At 59.9% G+C, this 12,771-nt stretch carries 12 protein-coding genes; 6 read left to right on the forward strand and 6 right to left on the reverse strand.

The window, feature by feature from the left end; all coding sequences use genetic code 11:
• Nucleotides 1-66: 66 nt before the first annotated feature.
• Nucleotides 67-1,569, forward strand: a complete 1,503-nt coding sequence (gene nhaB / locus ACZZ0K_RS10645; protein ID WP_150742102.1) for a sodium/proton antiporter NhaB — start codon at nt 67-69, stop codon at nt 1,567-1,569.
• A 160-nt stretch (nt 1,570-1,729) separates the two neighbouring features.
• Here nhaB and ACZZ0K_RS10650 read toward each other — a convergent pair whose 3' ends face one another.
• The 3 genes from ACZZ0K_RS10650 to gnd are packed head-to-tail and all read right to left on the reverse strand — an operon-like array spanning nt 1,730 to nt 5,048.
• The gene (locus tag ACZZ0K_RS10650) at nt 1,730-2,551 is read right to left on the reverse strand and encodes an HAD family hydrolase (protein ID WP_252886012.1); all 822 of its coding nucleotides are present in this window, start codon (nt 2,549-2,551) and stop codon (nt 1,730-1,732) included.
• Nucleotides 2,548-4,071 carry a glucose-6-phosphate dehydrogenase gene (zwf, locus tag ACZZ0K_RS10655; protein ID WP_252886011.1) on the reverse strand — a complete coding sequence of 508 codons (1,524 nt, stop codon included), beginning with the start codon at nt 4,069-4,071 and terminating at the stop codon, nt 2,548-2,550. Before zwf ends, ACZZ0K_RS10650 begins: the two co-directional genes overlap by 4 nt.
• Entirely contained in the window at nt 4,068-5,048 is a 981-nt protein-coding gene (gnd, locus tag ACZZ0K_RS10660) for a phosphogluconate dehydrogenase (NAD(+)-dependent, decarboxylating) (protein ID WP_095179978.1), read from the reverse strand. Before gnd ends, zwf begins: the two co-directional genes overlap by 4 nt.
• A gap of 274 nt (nt 5,049-5,322) precedes the next feature.
• Here gnd and ACZZ0K_RS10665 point away from each other — a divergent pair, with 274 nt between their 5' ends.
• The 3 genes from ACZZ0K_RS10665 (at nt 5,323) to ACZZ0K_RS10675 (ending at nt 7,846) form a co-directional block, all read left to right on the forward strand.
• Entirely contained in the window at nt 5,323-5,505 is a 183-nt protein-coding gene (locus ACZZ0K_RS10665) for a DUF6026 family protein (RefSeq protein ID WP_016774671.1), read from the forward strand.
• 211 nt (nt 5,506-5,716) lie between these two features.
• Nucleotides 5,717-7,459, forward strand: a complete 1,743-nt coding sequence (locus ACZZ0K_RS10670) for a phosphoethanolamine transferase CptA (RefSeq protein ID WP_258708180.1) — start codon at nt 5,717-5,719, stop codon at nt 7,457-7,459.
• A 177-nt stretch (nt 7,460-7,636) separates the two neighbouring features.
• Nucleotides 7,637-7,846 carry a hypothetical protein gene (locus ACZZ0K_RS10675; RefSeq protein WP_041479703.1) on the forward strand — a complete coding sequence of 70 codons (210 nt, stop codon included), beginning with the start codon at nt 7,637-7,639 and terminating at the stop codon, nt 7,844-7,846.
• A 116-nt stretch (nt 7,847-7,962) separates the two neighbouring features.
• On the opposite strand, the gene ACZZ0K_RS10680 is transcribed toward ACZZ0K_RS10675, so the two are convergent.
• The 3 genes from ACZZ0K_RS10680 to zapE form a co-directional block, all read right to left on the reverse strand.
• Nucleotides 7,963-8,460 (reverse strand): GNAT family N-acetyltransferase, encoded by a 498-nt coding sequence (locus ACZZ0K_RS10680; protein WP_252886009.1) that lies wholly within the window; start codon nt 8,458-8,460, stop codon nt 7,963-7,965.
• Between the two features lie 198 nt (nt 8,461-8,658).
• On the reverse strand, nt 8,659-9,240 hold the full coding sequence (locus ACZZ0K_RS10685; RefSeq protein ID WP_258708179.1) for a DinB family protein: 582 nt from the start codon (nt 9,238-9,240) through the stop codon (nt 8,659-8,661).
• Nucleotides 9,241-9,257: 17 nt separating this feature from the next.
• Entirely contained in the window at nt 9,258-10,376 is a 1,119-nt protein-coding gene (gene zapE / locus ACZZ0K_RS10690; RefSeq protein ID WP_258708178.1) for a cell division protein ZapE, read from the reverse strand.
• Nucleotides 10,377-10,639: 263 nt separating this feature from the next.
• Here zapE and ACZZ0K_RS10695 point away from each other — a divergent pair, with 263 nt between their 5' ends.
• Both ACZZ0K_RS10695 and ACZZ0K_RS10700 read left to right on the forward strand, forming a co-directional pair.
• The gene (locus ACZZ0K_RS10695) at nt 10,640-12,106 is read left to right on the forward strand and encodes a nucleobase:cation symporter-2 family protein (RefSeq protein WP_258708177.1); all 1,467 of its coding nucleotides are present in this window, start codon (nt 10,640-10,642) and stop codon (nt 12,104-12,106) included.
• Between the two features lie 65 nt (nt 12,107-12,171).
• The gene (locus ACZZ0K_RS10700) at nt 12,172-12,645 is read left to right on the forward strand and encodes an LEA/WHy family protein (protein WP_024012900.1); all 474 of its coding nucleotides are present in this window, start codon (nt 12,172-12,174) and stop codon (nt 12,643-12,645) included.
• The last annotated feature ends 126 nt before the right edge of the window (nt 12,646-12,771 follow it).

The raw sequence follows: 12,771 nt of genomic DNA on the forward strand, positions 1-12,771 counted from the left end.
AGTTACACCTTGAACTTCCTCGAAACATCCGGCAACTTTCGCGCTTCTAAATAAAAGGAGCAGCCGATGTCCGGTTCAATCGCCCAGGCGTTCGCGCACAACTTCCTCGGGCAATCGCCACGCTGGTACAAGGCGACCATCGTCGGTTTTCTCATTCTCAACGCCGTGGTGCTGTTCACCGTCGGGCCGGTCGCCGCAGGCTGGTTGCTGGTGATCGAATTCATTTTCACCCTGGCCATGGCGCTCAAGTGTTATCCGTTGATGCCCGGCGGCTTGTTGTTGATTGAAGCGTTGCTGTTGAAGATGACCACGCCACAAGCGCTTTACGATGAGTTGCTGCACAACTTTCCGGTGATCCTGCTGCTGATGTTCATGGTCGCTGGCATCTACTTCATGAAAGATCTGCTGCTATTTCTCTTCTCGCGGCTGCTGCTGGGCGTGCGCTCGAAAGCAATTCTGGCGCTGATGTTCTGCTTCTTGTCGGCATTTCTTTCGGCATTTCTTGATGCGTTGACCGTGACGGCGGTGATCATCAGTGCGGCTGTCGGCTTCTACTCGGTGTATCACCGGGTCGCGTCGGGCAATGATCCGCGCAAGGACAGTGAATTCGCTGACGATGAGCATTTACCGTCGCGACACCATGAGGACTTGAATCAATTCCGCGCTTTCCTGCGCAGCCTGTTGATGCATGGCGCAGTGGGAACAGCGCTCGGCGGGGTTTGCACGTTGGTGGGTGAGCCACAGAACCTGTTGATCGGCCATGAAATGGGCTGGCATTTCGGCGAGTTCTTCCAGAAGGTAGCCCCGGTGTCGCTGCCGGTACTGGTGGCGGGTCTGGTTACTTGCGTGCTGCTGGAGAAGCTGCGCTGGTTCGGATACGGCACGCTGCTGCCGGACAACGTCCGCACTGTGTTGGCCAACTACGCTGCCGAGGACAACGCCAAACGCACGCCTCGTCAGACGGCGGCGCTGCTGGTGCAAGGGGCGGCGGCACTGATTCTGATTGGTTGCCTGGCGTTTCACCTGGCTGAAGTTGGCCTGATCGGGTTGATGGTAATAGTGTTGATCACCGCGTTTACCGGGATCACCGACGAGCATCGCCTGGGCAGCGCGTTCAAGGACGCCATGCCGTTTACTGCACTGCTGGTGGTGTTTTTTGCCGTGGTGGCGGTCATTCACGATCAGCATCTGTTCGTCCCACTGATCGAGTGGGTCTTGGCGCTGCCGATGGATCAACAGCCGGGCATGTTGTTCATCGCCAACGGCTTGCTCTCGGCGATCAGCGACAACGTATTCGTTGCGACCATTTACATTACCGAAGTGAAACAGGCTTTTCTCGCCGGGCACATGACTCGCGAGCACTTCGAGACATTGGCGATTGCGATCAATACCGGCACCAACCTGCCGAGCGTGGCGACCCCTAATGGTCAGGCAGCGTTTCTGTTCCTGCTGACCTCGGCGATTGCACCGCTGGTGCGTTTGTCGTACGGGCGCATGGTGTGGATGGCGGTGCCGTATACCGTGGTGATGGGACTGCTGGGCTGGTATGCGGTGAGCTATTGGCTCTAAGCAACACTGAATAAACCTGTGGGTTACCGGGGTTTGCACGCGCCGCGCAAACCTTTGGGAGCGAGCCTGCTCGCGAAAAGGTCGTGTCAGGCAACGAATCTGTTGAATGACACACCGCCTTCGCGAGCAGGCTCGCTCCCACATTGGTTTTGGTGTTGGGTCAGTGCGGGAGGATGTATTTCTCGATCGCCAGGACCACGCCGTCTTCAGTGTTTGGCGCTGTAACGACATCAGCCTGGTGCTTCACCGCCGCTTCCGCCTGGCCCATGGCAATCGACAAGCCAGCGCATTTGAACATCGCCGGGTCGTTGCCGCCGTCGCCGATGACAGCGGTTTGCTCCAGCGCCACACCGAGGTATTCGGCGATGGTCGTCAATGCCGTGCCTTTGTTGGCCTCAAGCGCCGTAACGTCGAGATACACCGGCTGCGAGCGCGACACTTGCGCCATGCCGTTGACCTTGGGCAACAACTGCGCCTCCAGCTCAATCAGCAACTCAGTGTTGTTGCTGGTAGCGACGATCTTGTCGATGCGCTCCAGATACGGTTCAAAACTCTCGACCACCACCGGCGGATAGCCGAGGCCACTCTGTTCACGTGGGACCATCGGCCCGTGCGGGTCCTTGAGCAGCCAGTCGCCACCGCTGAACACCCAGATTTCCACCTCCGGTTGATCGGCAAACAGTGCCAGTGCGATCAGCGCTGTGGTCGCCGGCAAATAATGCGCGGCCAGCAGCGTGCCGTCCGCTTTGACGATGGTGCCGCCATTGAACGCCGCCGTCGGCAGATCAACGCCTAGCGCCTCGATCTGCTGCAACATGGCTTTCGGCGGACGGCCGCTGGCGAGGCTGAACAGCACGCCGGCATCGCGCAGCGAGCGCACGGCTTCGATGGTGCGTTGGTTCAGCGTGTGATCCGGCAGCAACAGTGTGCCGTCCAGGTCGCTGAGCAGAAAACGTATGGGTTGTTTCGGCAAATCACTCATCCCAGGCCGTGCCAGACGCGACCATCGCGAGTCAGGAGATCTTCGGCTGCTTGCGGGCCATCTTCGCCGGCCGCGTAGGTCTCGACGCTGGCGTCCTGCTGCCAGGCATCAAGGAAAGGCTGCACGGCTCGCCAACCGTTCTCGATGTTGTCGGCACGCTGGAACAGCGTCTGATCACCGGTCAGGCAGTCGTAGATCAAGGTTTCGTAGCCGGTGGAAGGCTGCATCTCGAAGAAATCCTTATACGCAAAACCCAGTTCGATATTGGCCATGTTCAGCGCCGGCCCCGGCCGCTTGGCCAAGAGATCAAACCACATGCCTTCGTTTGGCTGGATCTGGATGCGCAGGTAAGTCGGTTGCAACTCGTCGACTTCGGTGTCGCGGAACTGCGCATAAGGCGCTGGTTTGAAGCAGATGACGATTTCGGTGTCGCGCACGCTCATTCGCTTGCCGGTGCGCAGATAGAACGGCACGCCGACCCAGCGCCAGTTGTCGATCATCACCTTGAGCGCCACGTAGGTTTCCGTGGTGCTGTCGGGCGACACGTTGGCTTCTTCGCGATAACCCTTCAATGGCTGGCCATCGCGCTCGCCGGCGCTGTACTGGCCGCGCACCGAGTTGGCCCGGGCCTCCTCTGTCGACCAGGGACGAATCGCCCCGACCACTTTGGCCTTCTCGCCACGCACCGCGTCAGCGCCGAAAGCAGCCGGCGGTTCCATGGCCACCATGGCCAACAGCTGGAACAGGTGATTGGGCACCATGTCACGCAATGCGCCGGTGTGTTCGTAAAAGCTGCCACGGGTTTCCACACCGACGGTTTCCGCCGCGGTGATCTGCACGTGGTCGATGTAATGATTGTTCCAGAACGCTTCGAACAGGCTGTTGGAGAACCGGCTGACCAGAATGTTCTGCACGGTTTCCTTGCCCAGGTAATGGTCGATGCGGTAGATCTGCTTCTCGCTCATGACCTTGAGCAGGCACGCGTTCAAGGCTTCGGCGGTGTGCAGATCGGAGCCGAACGGCTTCTCGATCACCACTCTTCTGAACGCTTCGGGGGTTTCTTCCAGCAAACCGGCGCTGCCGAGGCGGCGCACCACTTCACTGAAAAAACGTGGCGCGGTGGCCAGGTAGAACACCGCATTGCCGGTGCCGCTGTCGGCGATTTTCGCCGCCAGGGCTGAATAGGTGCTGTCGTCGAGGAAGTCGCCCTGGACGTAGCTGATGCCTTTGGCGAGCTTGGCCCACAAGACCGGATCAAGCATCTGATCGCCCTTGCCGACCTTCGCCGCCACTTCGGTACGGATGAAGTCTTCGAGCTTCTGCGCAAAGGCTTCATCGGTAATGGCGTTGTGATCAACGCCGACGATCCGCAGGTTTTCGTCGAGCAGACCGTCGCGACTGAGGTTGTACAGCGCCGGCATGAGCAGGCGCTTGACCAGGTCGCCGTGGGCACCGAACAGGAATAGCGTGGTCGGTGGTGCGGGTTCTGCCTTGGATTTTCTGCGGATCGTATGGGTCATTTTTTCGCGGTCTCCACGTGGCCGCCGAAGCCGAAGCGTTGTGCCGACAGGATCTTGTCACCGAAGGTGCCCTGCCCGCGCGAGCGGTAACGGGAGAACAGCGAGTTGGAAAGCACCGGTACTGGCACTGCTTGCTCCATGGCCGCTTCGATGGTCCATTGGCCTTCGCCGCTGTCAGCCACGGAACCGGAGAAACCGTCGAGCTTCGGATCGCTGGCCAGTGCGTCGGCAGTCAGGTCCAGCAGCCAGGACGAAACCACGCTGCCACGACGCCAGACTTCAGCGATATCGGCCACGTTCAGATCAAATCGCTGATCTTCCGGCAGGCGTTCGCTGGATTTGGTCTTGAGGATGTCGAAGCCCTCGGCGAACGCGGCCATCATGCCGTACTCGATGCCGTTGTGAATCATCTTCACGAAGTGCCCGGCGCCGGCGGGACCGGCGTGGATGTAACCGTGCTCGGCACGGTGGTCATCGGACTTGCGATCCTTGGTGCGCGGAATGTCGCCCATGCCCGGCGCCAGTGCGGCGAACAGCGGATCGAGACGCTGCACGGTTTCGGCATCGCCACCGATCATCATGCAATAACCGCGTTCCAGGCCCCAGACGCCGCCGGAGGTGCCGACGTCGATGTAGTGCAGGCCCTTGTCGTTCAGCGTTTTGGCCCGGCGAATGTCGTCCTTATAGTTGGTGTTGCCGCCGTCGATGATGGTATCGCCGGGTTCGAGCAGTTCGCTCAGGGTGTTGATGGTGTCTTCGGTCGGTGCGCCCGCCGGCAGCATGACCCAGACAGCACGCGGCTTGTCGAGGCCGGCAACCAGTGCTGGCAAGTCGGCGACGCCGGTGGAGCCCTCGGCGACCAGGTTATCGATGAAAGCGGTATTGCGGTCGTAAACAACGGTGGTGTGCCCGTTGAGCATCAGACGTCGCGCAATATTGCCGCCCATGCGGCCCAGTCCAATAATCCCGAGTTGCATGTGCTGATGCTCCTTACTACAAATAAATGTGTGTCATTGGTTATAGCCCAACGCGACTGATGGAGGTTAGTCCAGAGCGTTGCGATGAAGTTTCCGGGCATTGTGCCCGATCCAGAGTGATAACGCCCCGAATCCTGCCGAAGACACACCGACCATGAAAAATAAAAAGTTCCCTTCCAGGGCAAAAGAAATCAAAATTGGCGCCGATAGTAAGTCAAGCGCCTCAAAACGAGGAGTGACTTACAGTTGATGCACGCCATTTGCGAGGTGAGCAATGGGCACAGTACATACAGCAATGCCGCCACAAACCCTCTACGTTACGATCCGTCGCGATGAATTGCGCCAGTTGAAAGACGAGCGCGACCAGTTGAAGCACGAATTGGCGCAATTGCGCGCACTGACCCAGGGCTCGCAGCCGCAACCGCGTCCGGTTGTGCAGCGCGCACCCCACGCCTGATCCCCGCCTGCTTCGGGAACGGCCCTCGTCGTTCCCGACACGTTGCACCCCTGACCGCTTGATACACACCAACAGCGGCGCTTAACAAATCTTTCACAAGCCCTTGGGGATACTTCGCCCCATTCTGGCCGTGCCTGCGTGTACGGCCTCTGTTCGTCGGTGTCATGGAAGCGTTTCCGGCGTGGGTCTGATGATTGAGCTGGAGCGCTGAATGGCATTGTTCAAACGCAGCAAAACGACTGCGACCGGTTTCGACTGGGCCGGATTCATCTGGTTGTTCGTCTTCTTCTGGTACTTCTCGGGCATCACTCAACTGCTGATCCAGCTGACCGGCACGTCTGGTTTCACGGGATTCCGTCAGGCATTCGTGATGAGCGCGCTGTGGCTGGCGCCGATGCTGCTGTTCCCCAAACAGACGCGTCTGCTTGCGTCAATCATCGGTGTGGTGCTGTGGGCTTGCTCGATGGCCAGCCTGGGTTACTTCTTCATTTATCAGCAGGAATTCTCGCAGAGCGTCATCTTCATCATGTTCGAGTCGAACGTGTCGGAAGCGGGCGAGTACATGACGCAGTATTTCGCCTGGTGGATGATCCCGGCGTTCCTCGCCCATACCGCGTTCGCCTACTTTCTGTGGACGCGCCTGCGCCCGGTGTATATGCCCCGTGGTCGCGCACTGGTTGCAGCCACCGCAATCGTGATCGCCGTCGCCGGCTATCCGCTGATCAAACAAACCATGCGCATGGGCAATTTCGCCGAAGGCTTCGAGAAATTCGAAACCCGCATCGAGCCCGCCGTGCCGTGGCAGATGGCCGTGGCGTATCACCGCTATCTGGAAACGCTGGGGGACATGCAAGGCATGCTCGACAGTGCCAGCAAGATCCCGCCGCTGAAAAACCTCAAGGACGCCTCGGCCGGGCAACCGGCGACTTTGGTACTGGTGATCGGCGAATCGACCAACCGTCAGCGCATGAGCCTCTACGGTTATCCGCGCAGCACCACGCCGGAACTGGACAAACTCAAGGATCAACTGGCGATCTTCGACAACGTCATCACCCCGCGCCCGTACACCATAGAAGCGCTGCAGCAAGTGTTGACCTTCGCCGACGAGCAGAACCCCGACCTGTACCTGTCGACGCCATCGCTGGTCAGCGTGATGAAACAGGCCGGTTACAAGACTTTCTGGATCACCAACCAGCAGACCATGACCAAGCGCAACACCATGCTCACGACCTTCTCCGAACAGGCCGACGAGCAGGTGTACCTGAACAACAACCGCAACCAGAACTCGGCGCAGTACGATGGCGACGTCATCGAGCCGTTCAACAAGGCGCTGGCCGATGCGGCGCCGCGCAAGCTGATCGTCGTGCACCTGCTCGGCACGCACATGAGCTACCAGTACCGATATCCGCCGACGTTCGACAAGTTCAAGGATCGCCAGGGCGTTCCGGCTGGCGTGCGTGACGATCAGGTGCCGACCTACAACAGCTACGACAACGCCGTGCTGTACAACGACTTCGTGGTCTCAAGCCTGATCAAGGACTACGCCAAGACCGACCCGAATGGCTTCCTGCTGTACCTCTCCGACCACGGTGAAGATGTCTTCGACTCCGCCGGTCACGGCACGCTGGGGCGCAACGAAAACAAACCGACCGCGCCGATGTACACCATCCCGTTCATGGCCTGGGCCTCGCCGAAGTGGAAGGAAAACCACGACTGGAACTTCGCCGGCGACCTCAGCCGCCCGTACAGCAGCTCGCAACTCATTCACACCTGGGCGGATCTGGCCGGGTTGAGTTCCGATGAACTGGATCGCAGCAAGAGCCTGGTCAGCGACAGCTTTGTACCGCGCAAGCTGTTGATTGGCGACCCGTACCAGGCGCCGAGGCGAGCGTTGATTGACTTCAGTTTGATGAAGCCCAAACACCCTGATCCGGCGGAAGTCGCGCAGAAGTAAAACGACAAAGGGCCGAGAAGGCCCTTTTTTGTGCCTATCGACCGCGTTGTTTCTGTAATACGCCGCAATATTTGCGCTGAACCAGCGTTAACCCATTGTTAATGGCCGCGCCGCAGACTTTCTTTCGCGGTCTGCTTCACGGACGAACCGACTCCCACTTGTTCAGTAGGAGGCACCATGAAAACCACTACCTTCATTCTCACCACCCTGCTCGCCCTCGGCTCCACCAGCGCCTTCGCTGAAGGCGGTGCCGAACGCATGCGTTATTACTACGACAATTTCCCGGTCCAGCACGCGCAAAGCGAGCAGAAGGCCGACGCCAGTGCGAAAGAAATTCGCGTCCCTGCTGACCAGACGGCGCAGGTGACCGAGTCTTATCGCGACTGAGCATTACCGAGCAACCGATGGACCTTCCGTGGCTCCGCTCTGGCCCGGGAGATGACAGTTCAGGCGCCCTGATCGGGGCGCCTTTTTTTATGTTGGTGATTGGCGGTGAGGAGCCTTCAGGCCTGCAAATCCTTTATCCAGAACAGCATCCGCCCGTGATCTGGATTGAACATCCCCGGTGCAAAGCCGAATTTGCGATATGAAGCCTGCGCCACCGCATTGCCTTCCAGCACTTCCAGGGTGATCTTGCAGCAGCCACGCTGACGAGCGATTTCTTCAACTTTCTGCAGCATTTTCTGACTGAGCCCCAGGCCGCGAAATTTGCCGACCACGGCGACGTCGTGAACGTTGACCAGCGGTTTGCAGGCGAAAGTGGAGAACCCTTCAAAACAGTTGACCAGCCCGGCCGGTTCGCCGCCGACGAAGGCCAGCACACTGAAGGCATGCGGGCGGCGGGCGAGTTCTTCGGGCAGGCGTTGCAGCAGTTCGGGCGCGATCGGATGACCGCCGCCCATGGGATCTTCGGCGTAGTGGTTGAGCACGATGCCGATGGCTTCGGCGTGCACCGGGTTGCTGTAGCTGGCCTGAAGTACGAGTATTTCTGCGGAATCCATTTCCATCCCCGATAAGCAAAAAGCCCCGGCGCGCAAGGTGCTAGCTGAAAGGCCTGGGGGGACCTTAGCTTGGGTGCGCCGGAGAGGGCAACTTGAAAAGCTGAAGATCAAAGATCGCAGCCTCGTTGCACTCGTCAGCTCCTACGGTCCGATATGTGTAGGAGTTGACGAGTGCAACGAGGCTGCGATCTTTCGTGGTCAGTGGCCCCAGATGAGCTCTTCGGTCCAGCCCAGTTCTGCGAAGTCTTCGGCGCGCAATGCGCTTTCGCCGACACAGAAAAATTCATCCAGTTGCGGTGGCTTGACCGCCGTGCCGCTGAGCATGGCGTGCACCTGGCCACGATGATGGAGCTGGTGCTCGAACAGGTGCGAGAGCATGCGCAGGCGGCTGTCATGTTGCGGCATGTCACGGGCGATGGTGACGATTCTCGACAGGTCGGCATCGCGCAGTTGCTCGCAATAGGCGATCAGGCGGCGATCAACGCGGGCCTGTTCTGCACGCAGCGCCGCAGCCTCGGTAAACGGCTCGTCTGCATTGAAGAACACGTAGCAATCAGGGTGTGGCTCGTCCCCGCGCAATTCCCGCTCCAGCGCATCAACGTAGAACCAGTCGCAGGTGAGGATGTGATTGAGCGTGAGGCGGATGCTGGGGAAGAAGCTCACCTGTGGCGCCGCCAGTTCAGTGGTGTCGAGCTGGCTCCAGGCCTTTGCCAGGCGGTGATTGGCCCAGGCATTCTGATAGGCCATGGTCAGCAAATGATGGGACAGCGGTTGACTCATGTCGGCGCCCTCTTCTTTCAGGCTTCAGCGAAGCGCTGCAATTGCATCTCCTGCAAACGGCTGAGGGTGCGGCGGAACGGGAATTCCAGGTAGCCCTCGGTGTACAGCGCGTCCATCGGTACGCTTGCCTCGACGTACAGCGGCACCTTGCGGTCGTAGCATTCGTCGACCAGCGCGATAAAGCGGCGAACGCCATCGTCATGCACCGACAACTGCGGCAATTCCCGGTCGCCGGCGACCACTCGCTCAGCGCCGTCTTCGGTGCCGCGCGCGATACGTCCTTCGCGTTTTTGTGCGCTGAGGTTCGGTACTTCGCTCAACAGAATAGCCCGGTAGCGATCACACAGGGCAATGAAGTCCATGGCGGCGAAAGGTTGTTCGCACAGACCGCTGTAGCGGCACCACAGCACCGATTCGCTGGCTTGCACGACGTTGAGCGTGCGATGGCCCACGGCGACTGGCTCATCGCTGACAGTCTCATCTGCAGCCAGCGACTTGAACACGGCACCCAGTGCGCTCGGCGAATCGGCTTCATTGACAAAATAGCGCTGCTCAATCGCTCCGGGATGCAAGCGATGATCCTCGGCGCCATTCACCGCGACCACTGTCATGTGTGCCTTGATCGCCGCAATCGCCGGCGTGAAACGGTCGCGATTGAAGCCGTCCGCGTACAGATCATCAGGCGGCAGGTTGGACGTGCAGACCACCACTACGCCTTCCTCGAACATTACCTGAAACAGCCGGCCGAGAATGATCGCGTCGCCGATGTCATTGACGAACAGTTCATCGAAACACAGCACCCGCACTTCGCAGGCCAGCTCTTTGGCCAAAGCGCGCAACGGATCGGCGATGCCACTGAGTTGAAACGATCGCTGATGAACCCAGCCCATGAAGTGATGAAAGTGTTGACGCCGCGCCGGCACGCGCAGGCTCTGGTAGAACTGATCCATCAACCAGGTCTTGCCACGCCCGACCGGCCCCCACAGGTACACGCCGTCGACCGAGCGGGCGCCGGCGTGCAAGGCTTCATGGCATTTTTGCAAGGCCCAGACCGCGTGTTCCTGGGCTTCATCCTGAATGAAACCCTTGTGGTCGACCGCGTATTGCCAGGCACTGAGGGGAGAGTCGAAAGTCATGCGCGGGAGTATGCCACGGGCGATTGGCCATTGCTGATTAACGGGCGTGGACGATCATTGTGGGAGCGAGCCTGCTCGCGAAGGCGGCTCGTCAGTCACCGAGATGCAGACTGAGCCACCGCTTTCGCGAGCAGGCTCGCTCCCACATAGGCAGTAAAACCTGACCTTTCAGGCAGTTATTGCTCGTTGCCCTCGCCGCCCTCTTCCGGCATTCTGCGCACCCATTTTCTGACCCGGCCCCGCCTTGCGGCGCGCACATCACCATGACCGCCTCTGACAAAACCCCGCGCAACAACGACCTGATCTACGGCCTCAACGACCGTCCGCACCTGACCGCCACGGTGTTCGCCGCGTTGCAGCACGTGCTGGCGAGTTTCGTCGGCATCATCACCCCGACCCTGATCATGGGTGGCGCCCTCGGTCTGCACAGTGAAATCCCCTACCTGATCAGCATGGCGCTGTTCGTCTCCGGCCTTGGCACCTTTGTCCAGGCCAAGCGCTTCGGCCCGGTGGGTTCCGGTCTGCTGTGTCTGCAAGGCACCAGTTTTTCCTTTATCAGTGTGATTCTCAGCGCCGGTTTCATGGTCAAGGCGCGCGGCGGTGGCACTGACGAAATCCTCTCGACGATCTTCGGCGTGTGCTTCTTCGCTGCCTTCATCGAAGTGGTGCTCAGCCAGTTTATCGGCAAGCTGCGCATGCTGATCACCCCGGTAGTCACCGGCACGATCATCACGCTGATGGGCCTGTCGCTGATCAAAGTGGCGATGACCGACATCGCCGGCGGCTTCGGTGCGCCTGATCTCGGCGCGGCCAGCCATGTGTTTCTGGCGGCGCTGGTGATCGGCACCATCGTTGTGTTGAACCGAGTCGACGTGCCGTTTCTGCGCCTGGGCGCGATCGTCATCGGCCTGACGCTGGGCTACGTGGTGGCATGGCTGATGGGCACGGTGGATTTCGCTTCGATGCCCGAGGTGCCGCTGGTCAGCGTGCCGGTGCCGTTCAAGTACGGCTTCAACTTCGATTGGGTGGCGTTCGTGCCGGTGGCGGTGATTTTCCTCGTGTCGCCGCTGGAAGCGGCCGGTGACCTGACCGCCAACTCGATGATCTCCCGGCAACCGGTGAAAGGCCCGTTGTACATCCGCCGGATCAAATCCGGCCTGCTCGCCGATGGTCTCAACTCGGCCATGGCGGCAGTGTTCAACAGCATGCCGATGGTGACCTTTGCGCAGAACAACGGCGTGATCCAGTTGACTGGCGTGGCCAGCCGCTACGTGGCGTTTTTCATCGCCGGGCTGCTGGTGTTGCTCGGTTTGTTCCCGATGATCGGCGCGGTGCTGCAACTGATGCCGAAACCGGTGCTGGGCGGCGCTGAGCTGGTGATGTTCGGCACCGTCGCCGTGGCCGGGATCAAGATCCTCGCCGAGGCCGGCCTGCATCGACGCAACATGCTGATCGTGGCGATCTCGCTGGGCATGGGCCTGGGCATCGCGGCGGTGCCGGAAGTCCTGCGCGAACTGCCGCAAGCGCTGCGCAACATCTTCGAATCGCCAATCACTGTCGGTGCGTTGTGCGCTATCGTGCTGAACATCTTCCTGCCGGAAGAATTCATCGAGCTGGAAGAAGATGATTTCGACCCGGAAGCTTCGATTCTGCAGGTCATGGAAAACCCCGACGTCGCCGCCAAAGGTGAACCCGACCAAGCGGCGGCTGTCGCACAGTTGAACCGCTGACGTCACGCCTCAAAAAAAGGGCTGCACCGGCGACGGTTCAGCCCTTTTTTTGTCGAGAGATTTTTATGCGCCGCGTCCACGCCGTCATCCTGTCGCTTCTGCTGTTGTCGCTCAGCGCCTGCGCGCTGTTTCCCAACCGCGATCCGGTGAACATCAACGTGGTCGGCCTCGAACCGTTACCCAGCCAGGAACTGGAGGTACGCTTCGCGATCAAGCTGCGCGTACAGAACCCCAATGAAACGGCGATCGATTACAACGGCATCGCCCTGGATCTTGAGGTCAATGGTCATTCGCTGGCTTCGGGTGTGAGCGATCAGAGCGGCTCGATCCCGCGTTTCTCTGAAGCCATTGTCACGGTGCCGGTCAGCGTCTCGGCGTTCTCGGTGCTGCGCCAGACGTTGGGCCTGAGCCAGACGCAAAGCCTCGATAATCTGCCCTACGTGCTGCGCGGCAAACTGGCGGGCGGGTTGTTTGGCACGATGCGCTTTACCGACAGCGGCAAGTTGAGCCTGCCCAAGGCGAGTGCGGCGACCTGGTAAAAGTTTTCTGATCGCGCACCGATCCCTGTGGGAGCTGGCTTGCCAGCGATAGCGGTGCATCTGCCAAAAAGATGTCGACTGACATGGCCCCATCGCTGGCAAGCCAGCTCCCACAGGTTCAAAACA

This window comes from Pseudomonas sp. AC255 (assembly GCF_979258175.1).